Raw genomic sequence first — 20,309 nt, forward strand, 5'->3', positions numbered from 1 at the left:
CGCATGACGATTTGCGGCATTGCAACAAAGACTAGGGGAAAACCCTAGTCTTTGTTACAATGCGCAGCAAATTCCGGATTTACTGTCATGCGCACCCGTTACGTCATTCTCGAAAAAATCGCCTTTACGTTGCTCACGCTGTCTGCCGTCGTCGATGCCAGCTACATCACGTGGGAAAAGCACCCGAATTTCCGCGAGAACGTCACGGAATTCGTGAAAATGAACTCCGACCTGAACTACGCGACCGCCACCATCGACGGCTCCACGATGATGCCGCTGGCGCTCAACTAACCCGTAGCCCCGAATATTCGCTATACGGCCCCGCGTCGCACGACGCGCGCGGCTTCCCCTATGCTGGCGGCTTCCTTTGCGTAGCCGCCGCGCATGTCCCTCGCTTCCCACACCGACGCCGCACCCGGCGATTCGCTCCTCCGTTTCGCCCGTTCCATCGGGCAAATCGTGCTTCAGCGCAATGCCGCGACCGGCGCGCTGCTGCTCGCAGGCGTCGCGTGCGCTAGCCCGCGCCTCGCGTGCGCGCTCGTGATCGGCGCGATAGTCGGCAACGTGATCGCGGTCATCACCGAAGACGCCGGATCGCCCGTCATCCGCGACGACCTCTACGGCTTCAACGGCGCGCTCGCCGCGCTTGCTGCGTTCACCTTCATTCGCGATGCATCGCAGGCGGCGGCCGTCGCCATTCTCTCGGCGGCATTCGCCACGCTGCTCGCCGGCCGGCTCACCCGCATTCTTTCGCTTCGCGCCTTGCCGATCTTTTCCAGCCCGGCGATCATCGTCACCTGGTGCTGGATGCCGTTTCTCGCCGATCGCGGCGAAGTCGGCGCGCTCGGGCCGGTTTCGTCCGGCGGCGCCGCACTGACGAAGGCCGCGTTCGCGGGGCTCGCGCCGATCGTGTTCGCATCGGGAGCGATGGCGGGCGCGTTCATCGCGGCGGGACTTTTTGCGGCGCGTCCGGCACGCGCGGCGTGGGCGCTTGCGGGCAGCGCGATCGGCGCGGCGCTGCACGCACTGTGCGGTGCGAGCGACGCCGTCGTGCTTTCCGGCGCGTGCGGCTTCAACGCGGCGCTGGCCGCGCTCGCGACCGCATCGCTCGGTGCGCGCTACGCGTTCATCGCGATGGCGCTCGCGGTATCGATCGAGCGCATCGCGGATTGCATCGGCATCGCGGCGCTGACCGCGCCCTTCGTGCTTGCGTCGTGGACGGCGATCGCCGTGGCGAGGCGCATCGAAAGAACATCGAAAGGAGAATCGCATGTCGTTCACCCACACGTCCGAGCGCAGGATCGATGAAAGCGGACCGCGCTCGGCCGCCGAAACCGCGACGCGCGTCGATCTGGCGGCGGCGTACCGGCTCGTCGCGCTGAACGGCTGGGACGATGTCGTCTACACGCATATTTCCGCAAGCGTGCCGGACGAGCCGGGCCGCTTTCTGATCAATCCGTTCGGGCTTGCGTTCGATGAAGTCACCGCGTCGAATCTGGTGAAGATCGATATCGACGGCAATGTGATCGGCGAAAGCGCGCATCCGGTGAACGCGACGGGCTTCGCGCTGCACGCCGCCGTGCATGCCGCCCGCGCGGATGCGGCCTGCGTGATGCATCTGCATGTGCGCGAGGCGATCGCGGTATCGACGCAGCCGCATGGTCTGCTGCCGGCGTCTCAGCACGCGATGCGTTTTCACGGTCATCTCGCGTATCACGATTACGAGGGACTCGCGTTCTCGCGCGCGGAAGGCGAGCGGCTGGTCGCGAGTCTGGGCGCGCATCGCGCGATGCTCTTGCGCAACCACGGGCCGCTCACGCTCGGGCGTACGGTTGCCGAGGCTTATGTGCTGATGGATATGCTCGTCAAGGCATGCGATATTCAACTGCGCGCCCTGGCGGGCGTGGGGAAGATGCTCGTGCCTACGCCAGAGGTCGTCACCCGCACGGCGGCGCAACTGCACGATGACGACGCCATCGAAGGCGCGCTGGAATGGCCCGCGCTTCTGCGCAAGCTCGAGCGCATCGATGCTTCATATCGCGATTAACACGTTCCGGGAGGAATCAACGCAATGCCGACTTTCAACATCCAGCTTTTCGAAGGCCGCACGGCGGAAGAGAAGCGCAAGTTCGTCGAAGCGATCACGCGCACGACCTGCGAGACGCTCGGCTGCGAGCCGGGCTCGGTGGACATCATCCTGACGGACGTGAAGCGCGAGAACTGGGCGACCGCAGGCAAGCTCTGGTCGGATCAATAGCGCCGAAAAAAACGCGACGGCACGGCGCCGCCGCGTTTCGATGACGATTACATCGTTTCCTTTGCGGCAAGACGGAACTTGTGCAAGAGCGGTTCCGTGTAGCCGTTCGGCTGCGTGCGTCCTTCGAAGACGAGCGCACACGCGGCCTTGAACGCGTAGGAGCTATCGAACGCGGGCGCCATCGGGCGATAGTACGGATCGGCGTCGTTCTGCTGATCCACGACCGCCGCCATGCGTTCGAGCGTCGCGCGTACCTGCTCTTCGGTCACGATGCCATGCCGCAGCCAGTTCGCGATGTGCTGGCTCGAAATGCGCAGCGTCGCGCGGTCTTCCATCAGGCCGACATCGTGAATGTCCGGCACCTTCGAGCAGCCGACGCCCTGATCGATCCAGCGCACCACGTAACCGAGAATGCCCTGCGCGTTGTTCTCGATCTCGCTCTTGATCTCGTCTTCCGACCACGTCGCCTTTTCGACGACGGGAATCGTCAGCAGGCCGTCGAGCAGCTCACTTTTCACGCCTTCATAGTCGATGCTTTCCATTTCCTGCTGAACGCGCTGCACGTCGATCTGATGGTAGTGCAGCGCATGCAGCGTCGCCGCCGTGGGCGAGGGCACCCATGCGGTGTTCGCGCCGGCCTTCGGATGCGCGATCTTCTGTTCGAGCATCGCCCGCATGAGGTCGGGCATCGCCCACATGCCCTTGCCGATCTGCGCACGCCCGCGCAAGCCGGTGTTGAGCCCGACGAGCACGTTATTGCGCTCGTATGCGGCGATCCATGCCGACGACTTCATGTCGCCCTTGCGCATCATCGGGCCGGCTTCCATCGACGAATGCATCTCGTCGCCGGTGCGGTCCAGAAAGCCCGTGTTGATGAACGCGACGCGCGCCTTCGCCGCCGCGATACACGCCCGGAGGTTGACGCTCGTGCGGCGTTCCTCGTCCATGATGCCCATCTTGATCGTGTGACGCGGCAGCCCGAGCAGGTCTTCGACGCGCGTGAACAGTTCGTCGGAGAATGCGACTTCGGCGGGGCCGTGCATCTTCGGCTTGACGATATAGATGGAGCCGGTGCGCGAGTTGATCTTGTTCTTCAGATCGTGCATGGCGCCGAGCGTGGTCATCACCGCATCGAGGATGCCTTCGGGGATCTCGTTGTCGTCGCGATCGATCACGGCGGGATTGGTCATCAGATGGCCGACGTTGCGGATGAACAGCAGCGAGCGGCCATGCAGCTTCAGCGTGGAACCGTTCGGCGCGGTGTATTCGCGGTCCGCGTTCAGGCTGCGCGTGAAGCTCTTGCCGTTCTTCGTGACCTGCTCCGACAGTTGGCCTTGCATCAGCCCGAGCCAGTTGCGGTAGAGCTGGGTCTTGTCGGCGGCATCGACGGCGGCGACTGAATCCTCGCAATCGATGATCGTGCTCACGGCCGCTTCCATCAGCACGTCCTTGACGTGGGCAGCGTCCGTCTTGCCGATGGAATGGTTCGCGTCGATCTGAATCTCGAAGTGCAGATCGTTGTGCTTCAACAGGATGGCGCTCGGCGCGCTGGCGTTGCCCTGGAAGCCCGCGAATTGTTCGGGATTGGCGAGGCTGCTTCGGCCGTCTTTGAGCGTGACGACGAGTTGCCCCTGCTCGACGCTGTACTTCGTGGCATCGGCATGCGAGCCGTGAGCGAGGGGCGCGTTGTCGTCGAGGAATGCGCGTGCATACGCGATGACTTTCGCGCCGCGCTTCGGATTGAACTCGGCGGTGCGCTCGGCGCCGTCGCTGTCGTCGATGGCGTCGGTGCCGTAGAGCGCGTCGTAGAGGCTGCCCCAGCGCGCGTTCGCGGCGTTGAGCGCATAGCGGAGATTCGACAACGGCACGACGAGCTGCGGGCCGGCTTGTTCGGCGATTTCGCGGTCCACGTTGGCGGTGGTCGCCTGGACTTGCGCGGGCGCGGGAACGATATAGCCGATGTCCGCCAGGAACTTGCGATACGCGCGCAGATCGCGCACGGGGCCGGGATTGCTGCGATGCCAGTTGTCGAGCTCCGACTGCAGGCGGTCTCGCTCGGCGAGCAGCGCGCGATTCTTCGGCGCGAGGTCGTGCACGAGGGCATCGAATCCTTGCCAGAAGGATGCGGCGTTGACACCCGTGCCGGGAATGGCTTCTTCCTCGACGAACTTCGCGAGGCTCGATGCGACTTTGAGGCCGTGCTGTTGAGTCATTTCGTTCATGGGCACTCCGGCTGATTGCTGGTACGTAAGGGATGCGGGGCTGGGGGGTATGGTAGCGCGGAATGGCAGGGGATCGAATGTTGACCGGCTGCAAGCGATGTGCCCGTGAAACGTGTGGGCGCGAGGCAGTCGTTACAGAAGTATGCGCCGTCCAGCGTTGGCAGCCGGTCAGCCGGGGCAGTCTCGCTTGCTGACTGTCAATCAGATGAAGCTCGAACCGCCTGGCGCGGCTCAGAAACTCGGAATTCTCCTCTTTCAATGTTCCTACCCCTATTACATACTCATGCCGGATGCTTTCAAGACGCAACACGCTCGCGTGTTCCGCTCAGCAAGGTGTTTCTAGCGTTCACGACGGTGATTGGTGCATATGGATCCGCGATTTCTCGATCGTTACGGCGATGAACTGCGATACATCCACGCGCTCACTCACGAGTATGGGCGGGATCACCCCAAAATCGCCCGGCGGCTAGGAATCAGCGATACGGAGATCGCCGATCCTTTCGTACAGAGACTGCTCCAGTCATTCGCGTTTGTCATGGCGCGCGGCGTCCTGCAACTGGAGGATGCGTTTCCCGCCTTCATTCAGCCGCTCCTGGCCGTGACGTACCCGAACTACATCACGCCGACGCCGTCGATGACGCTGGCGCGAGCCTACCCCAGGGAGGACGACGGCCATAGCAGTGACGGCATTCTGCTGCCGCGCGGGACGGCGTTCAGTTCGTTCGTCTCCGATGAAGAACAGACCGCCTGCGAGTTTCGCAGCAGCCAGGACGTGCGGATATTTCCACTGGACATCGCGCGGGTGCGGGCCATCAATGCGCCGCCGCCCGACATTCCGATGCTCTATCGCTATGTACCCGACAATCGGCCCGTGCTGGGCGCACTGCGCCTGACCTTGCGCACGATGGGCGGCGTGCCGATCTCGAGCTTGAGCGGGCTGGACCGCCTGCCGGTGTATCTGTCGGGCGATGAAGGCGCCGCATCCAGACTGTTCGAATTGCTGCATACGGCAAGCATCTCGACGGTCATCGCCGCGCCGGGTGCATTCGCGAACGGGCGGCTGCATTGCGTGACACGCGATGCCGTGGTTCATGAGGGGCTGGAACCCGAGCACAGTCTTCTGCCACGCGTGCCGCACAAGTTCCATGGACACAACTTGCTCCAGGAGTGGTTTGCGTTTCCAGCGCGCTTTGGCTTCTTCACGCTGACCGGCCTCGCCAGGCCGTTCTCATCGATTCATGGCCCCGAAGCCGAGATCGTCGTCTTGCTGAGCCGGCCGTTCGGCGCGATGGCCGAGCAAACGAGCATGGCGGACTTCGCGCTCTACTGCACGCCACTGATCAATCTGTTTCCCCGAACCACGGCCCGGCTTTCGATTGATCCCGCTCACGCCGAGCACCTCATCACGCCGGTGCCGGAGCGGCCGCGCGACTATGAAATGCATTCGGTGCAGGCCGTGCGCGGTCAAGTCGACAAGGGCTCGCCGCCGGTGGCGTTTCACGACCATCACGCGGCATACCGCGACGATCGTTCGCGCGACGCGCGCTGTTTCGCCTTGCGGCGCGTGCTCAAGCAGAGCGACGACGACGAACGCCAGTACGAGACCCGTCGCCCGTTCACCGAAACGCGCACGCTACTGACGCTGACCGATCAAGGCGGACAGCCGCTGAACGAAGGCACGAAGTTCGTCACGCTCGACGCGTGGCTCACGAATCGCGACCTGCCGTGCGTGATGTCCCGTAACGGCCGTAACGATGTCGATCCGGGCCGCGCGCTGCCGATTGCAGGCATCGGTCTGATACGCGCGCCTACCGCGCCCAGGCCGGCGATGGCCGTGGGCATGCGTGCGTGGCAGCTCTACGGGCAACTCAATCTCGGCTTCGATACGCTCAACGCATCGACACCCGGCGAAGGTTTGCGTCGTCTGTTGCGCCTGTATCTCGATGACGATGCTTCACCGTGCCGCCCGATCGACGCCATCGTCGATACGGCAACGCGGCCGGTGGTGTGCCTGCTGTCACCGGAACTCGATCAGCCGTACGGGCGGGCGATCGAATGCACGCTCACGGTCGATGAGCAGGGTCTGGGCGATACCAGCCCGTATGCCCTCGGTCTCGTGGTGGAGCGCTATCTCGCGCGTCACGTCTCCTCCCATTGCTACACGACCACCGTGCTCGAATCGACGCAACGCGGACGCATCACGCAATGGCCGCCGCGCATGGGCACGCGTGGCGTGGCCTGAGCATCACGAATTCAAAACAACAAGAACGGAGTATCTGCATGAACTGGCTGGATCAGCCGCGCACACTGGCGCTCACGGGCACCGCGCTGCCGCAGTGGCTCGATGCGCCCTTGCTCGTGGTTTCGCGCGTCGCGGGCAAGGAGGAGCTCGGCAAGCTCTATGAGTACGACATCGAGGCGAGCACGCTCGACGATGCGCGCCTGCCGCTGTACGCCGCGCAGGCGCTGGTCGATCTGGACAAGATCGTCGGCACTGAAGTCACGCTGTCGATTGCGATCGAAGGCAACGGCACGTGGGTGCAAGGCGCCACGGGCACGAGTGGCGCGCTCGGCGCGCTCGGGCGCAACATCGGCGCGGACATTCGGCAGATCACCGGCGTGATCGCGCAGGCGCAGGCCGTGGGCGCGGACGATCGCCGTGCGTTCTATCGTTTCAAACTTCGTCCGGCGCTGTGGACCGGCACGCTCAATCGCGACAGCCGCACGTACCAGAACCAGGATATCAAGCAAATCTCGGCGGAAATCCTCAACCGGCTGGGCGTCGCGTTCGAGTTTCGGCTGGCGGGCCCGTTCCTTGGCAAGCGCGGCTATCCCGCGCGGGAGTATCAGCGGCAGTGGTGGGAGTCGGACTACGACTTTCTCGATCGACTATGGCAGGAATGGGGCATCACGTATTTCGTCGATGGCGCAACGCTCGTGCTGTGCGATTCGCCCGGTGCGTTCAAGGCGCATGGCCCGGCTTATCAGACGCTGCGCTATCTGGATCGCGGCGGTCAGCGCATCGATGAAGAGCACATACACGCGTTCAACGTCACGCGAAGCATCACCACGGGCAAAGTGGCGGTGGTGGACTACGACTATACGCAGTCGGTCGTGAAGCTCAAGGCGCAGCGCACCGAGCATAGCGAACGCGCCTTCGACAACGCCGAGGAGTATGCGTAGGGCGACTACGCCCAACCGCTCGCCTCGCACCTGGGCGTCTCGGGGCGGCCCAACGACGCGATGTTCGAAGCCGAGCATCTGGCGCAGGTGAAGGTGGAGGCGCATCGGGCGCAGAGCCTGTTGGCCCGCGGCCAGGGCAACCTGCGCGGCCTGATGACGGGTTACGTGTTCACGCTGCGGGGCTATCCGCTCACGCCGGGCGATGGCGAGTACCTGGTGGTATCGACGGAACTGGAGATCGTCAATAACGATACGGTGACGAGCCGCGATGTGCGCGAGCGTCGTTACACGTGCGAGACGAAGTTCACCGCGGTGCCTGCCGACACGTTCTATCGCACGCCGCAGAGCGCGGCCAAGCCACGCGCGTATGGCGAGATGGCGATGGTGGTCGGTATCGATGACAAGGACAAGATACTGACTGACGCGTACGGTCGCGTGAAGGCGCGCTTCGTGTGGGATCGCGTCAATGCGCAGAACGATACGGCGAGTTGCTGGCTGCAGGTGGCCTCAGCGTGGCAGGGGCCGGGCTACGGCACGTTGTGGACGCCGCGCGTGGGGCAGATGGTGCAGATCGGTTACTTCGATAGCGATCCGGACAGGCCGTATGTGATCGCGGCGCATACGACGGAGTTTCATCAACTGCCGTGGGCGTTGCCGCGCAATAGCACGTTGTCGGGATGGAGGAGCCGCGACCTCGAAGGACAATCGGCCAACAGCGTGCTGACCGACGATTCGCCGGGCAAGCTGCAGGTGCAGGTGGCGAGCGACCATGCGCAGTCGCGGCTGGTGCTCGGACATAACACGCGCATCGACGGACATAAGGGGCGCGCTGAGGCGCGGGGTGAGGGCTTCGAGTTGGCGACCGGGGCGCACGGGGTCGTGCGCGCAAGCGATGGCTTGCTGGTGACGACCGAGCATCGCGCCGGGGCGAGCGCGCCTGTGAAGGACATGGGCGAGACCGTCGCGCGGCTCACGCAGGCGCGTGCGCAGCATGAAGAGCTGGCGCAGCTGGCGAAACAGCATCGCGCGCAGACGGCCGAGGCGAGCCAGGGCGATGCTGCACACGCCATCAAGGCGCAGAACGAGGCGATCAAGGGCGGGGCGAAGGCGCACGACAAGCCGTCGCCCGAGATGACGCGGCCCGACATGGTGCTGGCGAGCAGTGCGGGGATTGCGACGACGGCGGCCGAGAACACGCATCTGGCGAGCGGACAGGATCACGCGGTGACGGCGGGGCGCGACATGAGCGTGTCGCTGGGGCGGTCGTTGTTCGCATCGGTTGGCGGGGCAATTTCGATGTTCGCGTATCACTTGGGGATCAAGCTGATTGCGGCGAAGGGGCGGGTGGACGTGCAGGCGCAAAGCGACCAGATGGCGCTGGCAGCATTGAAGGACATTACGATCAGCAGCACGGACGGGAAAGTTGTCATTACGGCGTCGAAGGAGGTGTGGATCGGCGCGGGTGGCTCGTATATCCAGATCAACGGCAGTGGAATCGTGAATGGGTCGCCCGGGCCGATTCTCGAGAAAGGCGCGTCGTGGGATGTGCCGGGGCCGTCGTCAGTGTCAGGAATACTGCCTGTATTGTCCACCGGTTACGATCAACAGATAAGAATCAAAAGAGAGGACGGTAATCCTTTGGCCAACGTACCTTATTTCATCAAGGATGAAGCCGGCAATACATATAGAGGACTGACTGATCAAGATGGTTGCTGCGAGAGGGTTTACACAATGGGAGCACAGAAGTTGACAGTCTTAACCGGTGTACTCGCGTTGGAGCAGTGGTGATGAGTAGTCTGAGCTTCGACGCAGCGACCAATACGATAGTGGATTCGCATCACGATGTAGACGGACATGACATGCCCGCCGTTGTCCACTTCTTCTTCGTGGTTGAAGAAATCGGCAGGGATGGTATTTTGGTGAGGAAAGTCTATGCATCGCCAACCGATCCCTACTTGTTGGCGAAGAACTTGCCAGAGTTCCAACTGAAACATGACGTCTGGCCTGAGAAATTCGGTATTCGTCCGGCAGATCCCAATTCGAGTGCGTCGGTGGCGCAACACGTCTACAGTAGTCGACAATATCCGTCCGACTACGTTTCTGCAAGCTCCACATTCCCGAACGGCTCCCCACGTTTTACCGGAAAGACGATTTTCATCGACATCGAAAAAGCCAAAGCCGCTGGGGCGAAAATCGTGTCAACCGACGAAATAGTAGCGGCCTTGCAAAAATACAAGGAGACGATACCTCACCGCGCAAAGAAGGTCGACCAAATTATCGAATGGGTAAGAGACATAGACAAAGAGGTTCTACTCAAAGGGAGTGTGCCGGCGAAGGCCGTCTTCACGCCAACCTCCTATGCCGTGACAAGAAACATCGTTAGAGTTCTGAAAGTCTCGCGAATTTTTGCAATTGGTTTCACCGCCTACGATCTCGAACAGGCTGCAGACGAATCGATTCGACAGGACAGCATTAAGCCGATCCGGACTGAAATTGTCAGGCAGTCCGGCGGGTGGGGATCTGCTATGGCCGGGGCGAGGATTGGGGCGGCGGTAGGCGCAGCGTGCGGGATTGAGACAGGGCCAGGCGCTCTGATTACCGGTGCTGTAGGCGGGATCGTCTTCGGTGTCGCGGGATATTTCGCCGCCGACTGGATTATGCACAACCTTCCTCAATAATCTGGAACCCGTTATGATTATTCGAAAAAGAATCGCGTCGTTGTTTGGTGCCGGTCGTAGGGAGCAAGTCCTCGGATACTCAGTCAAGGAGCTAAAGGCCATTTTTAATCGGCCTATAGCTGAGCGATTTTCTGGTGACTCCACTTATCCTCGATTAGCGTATATAACTGATATTGGAGTCGAAGCTGCTTATCTGTCGATTTTGATAGAAGCACGCAATGAGAGAGCGGTTTCATCGCTCATTGGGCGATATTTTCTCTTATGCGAAAACCGCGAGTTTAATGGTGAACAAGTTCACGAATATCGATCTCTCCGTGGAGACGAGAGTCTGATTATCGCGATCGCTGATGAGTTTAAGAATAAGGTCCTTAGAATCGTTACGAACAGCATTGGTTTCATTCTGAGAATTATCGATCTTAAATTGGCGGTTCCTCCGCCTTGGCTAATATTTGACGAGGCCTTACCATACTGGAGGCCGGGATCGATGCAGGGAGCGGAGGGCTATTATGATGACTCTTTCTTTTCACCTTTCTTCGAAGGACTCAGCCGAGTCGAAAGAAGTGACTATTTAGCGAGGTATGCGGCTAACGTCGAGTGGCGGCGAATCATGGATCTGTTTTACGACGAGCCAACTGACGACGAGCCATCCGTCTGACCGCCGCCTAAAAACGTCGTGTGCTGACGCCGGTTGAGTACTATCCAAGCAGTACAGTTGAAGGCGGCGGTCCTAGGACTAGGTGCGCGCCTTGGTATGGACGCGAAGTGATTCAGTTGACCTTCGAGGAAAACTACAAGCGTTACGGCGCGTTCAAGGGTTGGCGTGTGCCGGCATCAGAATACCGAGACTGATTGGAGACGGACCTGTTTCGAGCTTGCCAGGTTACCTTGCTAAGCCCTGTATGAGAACCATAATGTTCAAATTGGCCAAGTGTGCAGTGGTGTGTTTCCTTGCAATCGCAAGTCTCAATACGCCGGCGAAGACATCTAGTATTGACGCTTATACTTCGTGCATGAACCGCACTGAGCAAGATCGCTTACGTTGCGAAGGAGGATGCGGAATGCTCGTTCAGCAATGTTACGACGAAGGCGTCGCAGAGGCGGACGAGAGGATCAAAATACTTGTAGCAACGATAAGCCAGCGCAATGGCCCTGCTTGCGCGCAGTTGGCGGAAAGCTATCTCGACCACACATCTCGGATGGAGAAAGATCTGGCCAGACCCTTGGCCGATATACCGGGCTGGATTAGTGGCGAACTGACGCTCAGCCTTGCAAAGCAACGCCTACGCAACGTTGAGTTGATACGTGACAGGTGCGAACGGTAAGGCGTCGCGTCGCGGGTACGACGTTTGTTCGCTCATCCCTGTGCTCGCCTTCGTGCGGAACCCGAGGGTAACGCGGTTGTTCGAGGATGCAATCGTCCCTCGCGTACAAGGAAAAGTCTAGGAGTATGACAGAGAAGTGTTTCGTTACTCATGAAATCGTCCATCGGCGTTAACGCACACATGTCGTTAGGCGAAGGCGTCATAACCCGGTGAAAGTACTTCGTGCCACGTGAGGTCGAATCGGAAAAAGCTTCATGCGTCTGCGTTGTATTCGTTATTGGTTTTGCGGTACCTCGCTCGGAGCATCTTCAACGATCATTCGTAGCGACTGTCGGTTATCCTACTCCGTTCCAAAAGGAATCGACTATGTGGATGTGGCAGACACTGCAGTCTCACAGAAGACATTTGCAATGTTGGATTCGTTTATTCTGGTGCCCGCGAGAACGAGTCTCAGCAGAACCAACCGCGCATGCCAGACGAATAGCGTGCACAGGTGAACTTCTAGATGACGTTCAAGAAAGTACCTTTCCACGAGCAGATGAGATCATCTTCGTCTCTAGAAATGCTTCGCAGTCGGTTGTTTATTACCTTTATCCGTTGGGATCTTACTCGAAGCGAAAGATGAGTATCGAGCGTCTCACGAGGTTGTTCTCATCGTTCAGGTTCGAGCCGATAGATCAGGCTGTAAGGGAATAGCGGGCAACGGCGCCCTGTGCCGTAGCGGTTTAGGGGCGCCTAAGATCAACGTCTGGCTGAAGCTTGAGCATACTTGGTGGACGTTTAGTGTCGCGAAGAAAGTTGAACACCTGGGAACAACTGTACAGATATAAAGACATGTTCAAGTGGGGAAGGAGATATCCGTTGGTTGTGACACCAAACGAATAGCTTCTTCCCTCGCTTAGGAGCCTTTCACCGGCAAGCCTCAATACCTTGTCGAACACATCAAGTGTGAAACGCCCCGGGAATTGTGGAGGCTGCTTGGTTTAAGTTGATACCAGCTCTGCAGCCGTGATGCTGAGTTGCCGATAATAGTTTGCCTCAGCTTCGGCTGGTGCGATATAGCCGAGTGGTTCCATCAAGCGATCCGGATCGAACCAAGTCACCCATTCCAGCGTCGCTAGTTGACGGTTTCACGTGTTTTCCACGGCGCGCGACGATGAATTAGTTCCGGCTTGTACAAGCCGTTGATCGTTTAGCCAGAACGCTCAAGAGTTGGAGCCTCCACCGAATCCGGGGGGGTCAAAAAGTCGAGTTGCGCTGCCCGGCGGTGAACTTACGGTCTATGAGTGCTCGACCATTCGACCAACGCCACCATGCGTCGATTACGGCAGTTCAGTGCGATTATCCTCGTCTCAGGAAATGCGTCGCAATCGGCGACCTATTTGCTTTACCACTGGGACCTACATCGAGGGAGAATAAAATATCAAGCTGTTCTCGGACTTGTTTGCGTCTTTCAGGTTCGAAGCAAAGAAGTGGCGATCACCGGCGCTTGGAATCTAGGATCTATGCGAACCAGAGGAATGACTTCAAATATACAGCGACGCTTTAACGCATCGGAAGAAATTGTCTTCCGCCGTGATTTCGCTCGTCGGACGCATGCAACTGATCGCTGACTGAGTTACGACATTGGCAAGGTGACCGCGCGATTGCCATCGCCGCTTGCTTCTAACTCGTCATTTCGTTTGCCACGGAAGTCCGCCCATAGGATCACACCGACGCGTGGAAATGTCACAAGAGCGGCCGCTATTGGGCAAGCGGCCGCAACACGCCCGCTCACCCCCCCACCAAATCCTCGATCATCACCGGCAACTTCCTGACCCTGACCCCAGTCGCGTGATGCACCGCATCGGTAATCGCAGCCGCAATCCCCGCCAGCCCGATCTCCGCAATTCCACGCGCCCCGAGTTCGTTGAACACCGTATCGGGATAATCGAGAAACGTCACATCGAGCTTCGGCGTATCCGCGTTCGTCGCGATCACGTAATCCGCGAGACTGCTGTTCACCGGCGCGCCCGAGCGTTGGTCGTAAGAAGTGTGCTCAAAAAGCGCCATGCCGACGCCCATCACCACCGCGCCCTCGATCTGACTGCGCGCCGCACGCGGGTTCAGAATCTTGCCGCCGTCGATCACCGTCACGACGCGGCTCACGCGCAGACGCGCCGTCGCCGGTTCCCACGTGACTTCGGCGAAGTGCGCGCCGTAGGAGTGAATCGACCAGTCCTTCTTGAGCGGATCGTTGAAGCCGCCCTTCGCGCTCGCGCTGCCCGACGCCGCATGCATCTTGGCCGCCTCGAGAATGCGCGTGTACGGCACGCCGTTCTCCGCCGCCTCCCCCTTGCGATGCACCCGCCCGCCGCTCAACACGAGTTCCTCCGGCTTCACGCCCGTGAACGGCGATCCTTCCGCCGCGCCCGCCCGCGACAGCACGATGTCGACGGCTGCCCGCGTCGCGTCCAGCACCGCCGGCACCACCGATGCCGTCGCCGCCGATCCGCCCGATATCGGTCCGACCGGCAACGCCGTATCGCCGAGGCCGACTTCGATGCGGTCGAGCGGAATGCCCGTCTGCTCCGCGACGAGCTGCGCCAGAATGGTGTACGTGCCCGTGCCGATATCCTGCGTGCCGCACACGACGCGCCCCGTGCCGTCCACACGCAGATCGACGCTCGCGTCCGCCGAGAAGCGCAAGCCTGGCCAGCTGCACGCGCCGACGCCCCAGCCGAGCGTGAGGCCATCGCGCGTCATGGAGCCGACGTCCGGCGTGCGCCGCGACCAGCCGAACTTCTCCGCGCCGATTTTCAGGCATTCGACCAGATGCCGCGACGAGAACGGCAGTCCGCTGCTTTCGTCGACACTCGGCTCGTTGGCGAGCCGCAACCGGACCGGATCGAGCCGCAACGCGAGCGCAAGCTCGTTCATCGCCGATTCCAGCGCATAGAGGCCCGGCACCGCGCCAGGCCCGCGCATCGACGTGGGCGAGCCGACATTGCGTTTCACCGAGCCGCCCGTCACGCGCAGATTCGCCGTGCTGTACATGTGCGGCGTCGCTTCGCCGCAGTCTTCGGTGTATTCGTCCGCGAGCGCGGCGTGATTCAGGAAGTCGTGCCGCAGCGAGACGAGCTTGCCATCCGGCGATGCGGCGAGCCGCACGCGCTGCTGCGTCACCGGACGATGCCCCACGTTCTGGAACATCATCCTGCGGCTCAGCACGAGCTTCACCGGCCGCCCGGTCTGGCGCGTCGCGGCGGCGGCGAGCAGCGAGTGCGGCCACATCCACAGCTTGCCGCCGAAGCCCGAACCGAGATAGCGCGAAATCACGCGCACTTTCTCTTTCGGGACGCCGAGCATCTGCACGAGCGTCCCGCGATGATTCGACACCGCCTGGCTCGTCTCGTAGAACGTGTAGGCGTCGCCGTCCCAGTGCGCGACCGTCGCGTGCAGTTCGATCGGATTGTGCGTTTCCGTCGGCGTCACGTAGGTCTCGTCGATCTTCACTGCCGCGCCGTCGAATGCGCCCTCGGGATCGCCGCGTTCGCTCTGAACCTTCGGCTCGCGCTCGGACACGAGCGTTGCGCTCACATCGTGCGGCGCGACCTCATAGCCGACCTTGATCGCCGCCGCTGCCGCGCTCGCCGCCTCGAACGTGTCCGCGATCACGCACGCGACGTACTGCCCGTAGTAGCGGATCACGTCGTCCTCGAAGGGCGGACGCTGCTCGTCGACGTAGCCTTCTTCGAACGAATTGCCGGGAATGCGATACAGCCGCCCGATATTGCCGCGATGCAAGACGAGCCTGACGCCCGGCATCGCCTGCGCGGCGGCGAATTCGAGCGACGTGACCCTGCCGCTCGCGATGGTGCTGCACACCGGCACCGCGTACAACATGCCGGGCAGATCGACGTCGGATGTGTAAGTCGCGCGGCCGCTGACCTTGAGCGGTCCGTCGATGCGCGAGTGCGGCCGTCCGATGATGCCGTTGACGGACGGTGATACGTCGGGCGCGGTGGACATGAATGCGTTCTCCGGTCGTCGGTTCAGGATGCCTGCGTGGCGAGCTTCAGCGCATGCACGATGCAGCGCTTCGCGAGTTCCACCTTGAAGCCGTTCTCGCTTTGCGGCTTCGCATCGGCGAGCGCGGCGTCGGCGGCGCGCCGGAACGCGGCTTCATCGGGCGCGGCGTTCTGCAGTTCGTTCTCGGCTTCGCGCGATCGCCACGGCTTCGTCGCGACACCGCCGAGTCCCACGCGAACATGCGCGATGCGTCCGTCCTTCACGCCGAGGACGATTGCCGCCGACGCCAGTGCGAACTCATACGACGCGCGGTCGCGCAGCTTGAGATACACGGAGCGCGCGCCATCGACGGGCGGCGGCAGCGTCACGTGCGTGACGAGATCGCCGGCTTCGAGCACGTGCTCGCGATCCGGCGTCGCGCCGGGCAGCAGATGAAAGTCCTCGAACGCGATGGCGCGCTTGCCGCTCCTGCCTTCCACGTGAATGGTGGCTTCGAGCGCGGCGAGCGCCACGTTCATGTCCGACGGATTGCTCGCGATGCACGATTCGCTCGTGCCGAGAATCGCCATCATGCGATTCGCGCCGCCTATCGCGGAGCAGCCCGCGCCGGGCTCGCGCTTGTTGCACGGCGACGCGGTATCGCGGAAATAGACGCAGCGTGTGCGCTGCAGCAGATTGCCGCCGGTCGTCGCCATGTTGCGCAGCTGCACGGACGCACCCGACAGCAGCGCCTGCGACAGCACCGCGTAACGCTCGCGGATCAGCGGATGATGCGCGACATCCGAATTGCGCGAAGTCGCGCCGATTCGCACGCCGCCATCGTCCGTGGCTTCGATGGCGCCCAGCGGCAGGCGGTTGATATCGACGACGCGCACGGGACGTTCGACGTTGAGCTTCATCAGGTCGACGAGCGTGGTGCCGCCCGCGAGAAAGCGCACTTCGGCGCCTTGCTGCGCGGTATGGGCCGCAGCGCCCGCCCCGATGGCGTCGGGCAGGTCGCGCGCGCGGGAAAGCTGAAACATGTCCATGTCGCGCTCCCGTCAGTCCTGCTTGCCGCGCACGGACTGGATCGCCGTGACGATGTTCTGATACGCGCCGCAGCGGCACAGGTTGCCGCTCATCGCTTCGCGCACGTCGTCGTCGCTGGGGCCGACGGGTTCGTCGAGCAGCGCGACCGCGGACATCAGTTGCCCGGCGGTGCAATAGCCGCACTGAAAACCATCGCATTCGACGAACGCCGCCTGCATCGGATGAAGCGCGTCCGGTTCGCCGATGCCCTCGATCGTCGTGATCGAATCGCCATCGTGCGCGGCGGCGAAGCATAGACACGAATTGACGCGACGTCCGTTCACGTGAACGGTGCACGCGCCGCACTGCCCGTGATCGCAGCCCTTCTTCGTGCCGGTGAGATGAACGTGCTCGCGCAGCGCATCGAGCAGCGTCGTGCGCGGATCGAGCGACAGCGTATGGCTCCGGCCATTGATGGTCAGCGTGATGTCGGCAGTCGCGTCGTTTGTCTTTGCGGCGGGCGGCGCGAGCACTTCGGCGGCGGCGTGTCCGTTGCCGTTCGCTTCGTGCGTTGCCTGCGGGTCCGCGGCGAGCCGGCTGATTGTCGGTGTATCGGCGCGCGCGGGTTTCGATTGGGGGACGGGGTGTTGCATCGGGCAATCTCCTTGAATGGCGCATCGCGCAGCGCAGGGTTGCGGGTGCGGCGGGGCATAGAGAGGCGAAGATGCGTTGAAGCGTTGCAGCTTGCACAGTCGCTTCCGATCGAGGAACGAGGAAGGATGCGCTGGGAAGACACTCAGCCAGTATAAGCAGACGACGCCGATCTTTCACGGATCGCGACGCGGCCCGCACCGGGCGCGCCCGCGTGTTAGCGTGGATGCCTTGCCTATTTCTCCATGCTGACGATGAACCCAAGCCTTTCTGTCGCCGATGCCATCGCAACCCGCCGTTCCATTCGCGCGTTCCTCGCCGATCCGGTCGAACGGGCGACGCTCGAAGCCATACTCGCGAGCGCATGCCGCGCGCCATCGGGCAGCAACATTCAGCCGTGGAAGGTCTACGTGCTGACCGGCGATGCGAAGGACGCGCTCTCCCGGTCGATTCTCGCCGTTTTCAACAATCCGGACGCCGACCGCGAGCACCAAGAAGAATTCGCGTATTACCCGCGCACCTGGACCTCGCCGTACCTCGAAAGAAGGCGCGCGCTCGGCATCGGGCTTTATACGCTGCTTGGCATCACGCGCGACGACAAACCAGGGATGCACGCGCAGATGGGCCGCAACTTCGAGTTCTTCGGCGCGCCCGTCGGCATCATTTTCACCACGGATCGCATCATGGAGCGGGGGTCGTGGCTCGACTACGGCATGTTCATTCAGAACGTCATGCTGATGGCGCGTTCCTTCGGCCTCGATACATGTCCGCAGGCGGCGTTCAATCGCTATCACCGCATCATCGCGGAGCAGTTGCAACTGCCGGAGAACGAGACGGTGGTGTGCGGCATGAGCCTCGGCTATGCGGACTGGTCCCAGGCCGAGAACCGTCTTGCGAGCGAGCGCGAGTCCTTGCCGAACGTGGTGCGCTTTCTCGGCGCGTGAGTGTCAATGCGTCGTCAACACGCGTGCAAGCAGCGACAGGATGAGCACGCCGATAGCCGAAAAGACGACGAGCGCGAGCAGAACCAGCAAGAGGCGCAAGAGCATTCGCATCGCGGCGCTCAAAAAAATGGCCGCTTGCGCGGCCGGAAGGAGGGTGGGTCGGTCAGCAACGAGACTACGGCCCTTTCCTTAATCGAGACTTAAGCGATCGCGCAGCGGGATAAGGTCATAGCACGATGAACCGCGATCCCGCCCGGGACTACGCCGCGATAAGTTAAGGAAGTACAGAGCTTTCGCCCTTGTCGAAGAACGGGAACGAGAGGGCGATTCGCTTTCTGCCGGCTTCCATTTTTGGCGGCGCGTCTCGCAACGTTGCGTTCGTCGTGCGCTTTGTTATCGAAGTTGAACTTGAAGATGGCCGATTCATGTCCCAACATGAGTGCATCCCTTTAGTCTGATCATGCAGTTTCGTCGCGCGTCCCGGGTCCGTGTCATGAGCGATAACAACGAACTCCGCAAGACCGAAGAGTTGCGCAGCTTTCTGTTCCTGACCGTCGTCATGGTGCCGGTGCTGACGGTCATGCTGATCGCTAGCTATGGTTTCATCGTGTGGTTCTATCAAATGCTGGTCGGCGGACCGCCGCATCATTAGCGGCATCGTTTCGCATTGATCGACAGACGGAGCATGAATCCATGCGCTTGTTTCGCGATAATGATTCGACAGCCAAATACACATCGCGGGCGTCGTCGTTTATGTGCATGGCGATGCCATTCATCGGGTGACGCGCGCGCTTCAGGCAATCCCCGGCACGCAGGTTCACGGCGCGAGCGCCGACGGCAAGCTCGTCGTCACGCTGGAAGGCGACAGAGCGTCGTGCGTCGCGGAGCAGTTGAGCGCGGCGCAGGCCATACCGGATGTCGTGAGCATCGCACTCGTCTATCAGCATCACGAGGCGGCCGATTCGCTCAACGAGGACGACTCCAGTGAAACTGACTCGTCGCGCATTCATTAAACAGACGGCCACCGCGACCGCCGCTGCTTCGGCAGGCATCACGCTGCCGGGAATCGAAGGCATGGCCGTCGCCGCCGATGCCGACGACCTCGCCTGGTCTAAAGCGCCATGCCGATTCTGCGGCACCGGTTGCGGCGTGCTCGTGGGCGTCAAGGGAAACCGCGTGGTCGCCACTCAGGCCGATCCGCAAGCCGAAGTCAATCGCGGTCTCAACTGCGTGAAAGGCTACTTCCTGTCGAAGATCATGTACGGACAGGATCGCCTGACGACGCCGCTCCTGCGCATGAAGGATGGCAAGTTCGACAAGCAGGGCGAATTCGCGCCTGTCACGTGGGACCGTGCGTTCGATGAAATGGCGAGGCAATTCAAGCGCGTGCTCAAGGACAAAGGACCGACGGCCATCGGCATGTTCGGTTCCGGCCAATGGACGATCTGGGAAGGCTATGCCGCCGTCAAGCTGATGAAGGCCGGCTTTCGCAGCAACAACATCGATCCGAACGCGCGGCACTGCATGGCGTCGGCGGTGACAGGCTTCATGCGGACCTTCGGCATGGACGAGCCGATGGGCTGCTACGACGACATCGAGGAAACCGATGCCTTCGTGCTGTGGGGATCGAACATGGCGGAGATGCATCCCGTCTTGTGGTCGCGCGTGACGGCGCGGCGCCTCGCCGATCCGAACGTGCGCGTGGTGACGCTCTCGACGTTCGAGCACCGTTCGTTCGATCTCGCCGACGAGACGATCGTCTTCACGCCGCAAACCGACCTCGCGATCATGAATTACATCGCGAACGTCATCATCAAGAGCGGCAAGGTGAATCGCGAGTTCGTCGACAAGCACGTCAACTTCAGGCGCGGCAATACGGACATTGGCTATGGCTTGCGGCCCGATCATCCGCTGCAGAGGGCCGCGAAGAATGCGGGCGATGCGAACGGATCGCAGCCCATCACCTTCGACGATTTCGCGAAGTTCGTGTCGAAGTACGACGCGGCCTATGTGAGCAAGCTGTCGGGCGTATC

General features: G+C 61.6%; 16 protein-coding genes and 3 pseudogenes. 14 read left to right on the forward strand and 5 right to left on the reverse strand.

Annotation, left to right across the window (positions count from 1 at the left end):
- Positions 1–87: 87 nt before the first annotated feature.
- The 4 genes from P9220_RS20985 to P9220_RS21000 all read left to right on the forward strand — a co-directional run bounded on the left by P9220_RS20985 (position 88) and on the right by P9220_RS21000 (position 2,257).
- Positions 88–291, forward strand: coding sequence for a hypothetical protein (locus P9220_RS20985; protein WP_309767391.1), 204 nt, complete (start codon positions 88–90; stop codon positions 289–291).
- A 93-nt stretch (positions 292–384) separates the two neighbouring features.
- Positions 385–1,308 (forward strand): urea transporter, encoded by a 924-nt coding sequence (locus tag P9220_RS20990; RefSeq protein ID WP_309767392.1) that lies wholly within the window; start codon positions 385–387, stop codon positions 1,306–1,308.
- Positions 1,271–2,047 (forward strand): class II aldolase/adducin family protein, encoded by a 777-nt coding sequence (locus P9220_RS20995; protein WP_309767394.1) that lies wholly within the window; start codon positions 1,271–1,273, stop codon positions 2,045–2,047. The genes P9220_RS20990 and P9220_RS20995 overlap by 38 nt, the downstream gene beginning before the upstream one ends.
- A 24-nt stretch (positions 2,048–2,071) precedes the next feature.
- The gene (locus tag P9220_RS21000) at positions 2,072–2,257 is read left to right on the forward strand and encodes a 4-oxalocrotonate tautomerase (RefSeq protein WP_035960104.1); all 186 of its coding nucleotides are present in this window, start codon (positions 2,072–2,074) and stop codon (positions 2,255–2,257) included.
- Positions 2,258–2,304: 47 nt separating this feature from the next.
- Here P9220_RS21000 and P9220_RS21005 read toward each other — a convergent pair whose 3' ends face one another.
- A complete protein-coding gene (locus tag P9220_RS21005) occupies positions 2,305–4,479 on the reverse strand; it encodes a malate synthase G (protein ID WP_309767396.1) in 2,175 nt (724 codons plus the stop codon).
- Positions 4,480–4,846: 367 nt separating this feature from the next.
- On the opposite strand from P9220_RS21005, the gene tssF reads away from it, so the two are divergent.
- The 6 genes and pseudogenes from tssF to P9220_RS21035 all read left to right on the forward strand — a co-directional run bounded on the left by tssF (position 4,847) and on the right by P9220_RS21035 (position 11,662).
- Positions 4,847–6,721 carry a type VI secretion system baseplate subunit TssF gene (gene tssF / locus P9220_RS21010; RefSeq protein WP_309767398.1) on the forward strand — a complete coding sequence of 625 codons (1,875 nt, stop codon included), beginning with the start codon at positions 4,847–4,849 and terminating at the stop codon, positions 6,719–6,721.
- Positions 6,722–6,759: 38 nt separating this feature from the next.
- Positions 6,760–8,664, forward strand: a pseudogene (locus P9220_RS21015) (type VI secretion system Vgr family protein); the annotation flags it as partial.
- A gap of 87 nt (positions 8,665–8,751) precedes the next feature.
- Entirely contained in the window at positions 8,752–9,450 is a 699-nt protein-coding gene (locus tag P9220_RS21020) for a DUF2345 domain-containing protein (RefSeq protein ID WP_309768212.1), read from the forward strand.
- Positions 9,450–10,340, forward strand: coding sequence for a glycine zipper family protein (locus P9220_RS21025; RefSeq protein WP_309767399.1), 891 nt, complete (start codon positions 9,450–9,452; stop codon positions 10,338–10,340). The genes P9220_RS21020 and P9220_RS21025 overlap by 1 nt, the downstream gene beginning before the upstream one ends.
- Before the next feature lie 13 nt (positions 10,341–10,353).
- Positions 10,354–10,995 carry a hypothetical protein gene (locus P9220_RS21030; protein WP_309767400.1) on the forward strand — a complete coding sequence of 214 codons (642 nt, stop codon included), beginning with the start codon at positions 10,354–10,356 and terminating at the stop codon, positions 10,993–10,995.
- 403 nt (positions 10,996–11,398) lie between these two features.
- Entirely contained in the window at positions 11,399–11,662 is a 264-nt protein-coding gene (locus P9220_RS21035) for a hypothetical protein (protein WP_309767402.1), read from the forward strand.
- 983 nt (positions 11,663–12,645) lie between these two features.
- Here P9220_RS21035 and P9220_RS21040 read toward each other — a convergent pair.
- From P9220_RS21040 to P9220_RS21055, 4 genes and pseudogenes are all read right to left on the reverse strand, one after another.
- A pseudogene (locus P9220_RS21040) lies at positions 12,646–12,854 on the reverse strand (IS3 family transposase); the annotation flags it as partial.
- Between the two features lie 581 nt (positions 12,855–13,435).
- Complete coding sequence (locus P9220_RS21045) at positions 13,436–15,673, reverse strand: xanthine dehydrogenase family protein molybdopterin-binding subunit (protein ID WP_309767403.1); 2,238 nt, start codon at positions 15,671–15,673, stop codon at positions 13,436–13,438.
- 23 nt (positions 15,674–15,696) lie between these two features.
- Positions 15,697–16,701, reverse strand: coding sequence for a xanthine dehydrogenase family protein subunit M (locus P9220_RS21050; RefSeq protein ID WP_309767404.1), 1,005 nt, complete (start codon positions 16,699–16,701; stop codon positions 15,697–15,699).
- Between the two features lie 12 nt (positions 16,702–16,713).
- Complete coding sequence (locus P9220_RS21055; RefSeq protein ID WP_309767406.1) at positions 16,714–17,334, reverse strand: 2Fe-2S iron-sulfur cluster-binding protein; 621 nt, start codon at positions 17,332–17,334, stop codon at positions 16,714–16,716.
- Between the two features lie 243 nt (positions 17,335–17,577).
- On the opposite strand from P9220_RS21055, the gene P9220_RS21060 reads away from it, so the two are divergent.
- The 4 genes and pseudogenes from P9220_RS21060 to P9220_RS21075 form a co-directional block, all read left to right on the forward strand.
- Entirely contained in the window at positions 17,578–18,276 is a 699-nt protein-coding gene (locus tag P9220_RS21060; protein ID WP_309767408.1) for a nitroreductase, read from the forward strand.
- Positions 18,277–18,769: 493 nt separating this feature from the next.
- Entirely contained in the window at positions 18,770–18,928 is a 159-nt protein-coding gene (gene napE, locus P9220_RS21065) for a periplasmic nitrate reductase, NapE protein (protein ID WP_309767410.1), read from the forward strand.
- Between the two features lie 82 nt (positions 18,929–19,010).
- Positions 19,011–19,289, forward strand: a complete 279-nt coding sequence (locus P9220_RS21070; RefSeq protein ID WP_309768213.1) for a chaperone NapD — start codon at positions 19,011–19,013, stop codon at positions 19,287–19,289.
- Positions 19,261–20,307 (forward strand): annotated as a pseudogene (locus P9220_RS21075) (molybdopterin-dependent oxidoreductase); the annotation flags it as partial. The gene P9220_RS21070 and the pseudogene P9220_RS21075, both read left to right, overlap by 29 nt.
- Positions 20,308–20,309 lie beyond the last annotated feature (2 nt).

This window comes from Caballeronia sp. LZ016 (assembly GCF_031450805.1).
In the GTDB taxonomy this organism is placed as follows: Bacteria; Pseudomonadota; Gammaproteobacteria; order Burkholderiales; family Burkholderiaceae; genus Caballeronia.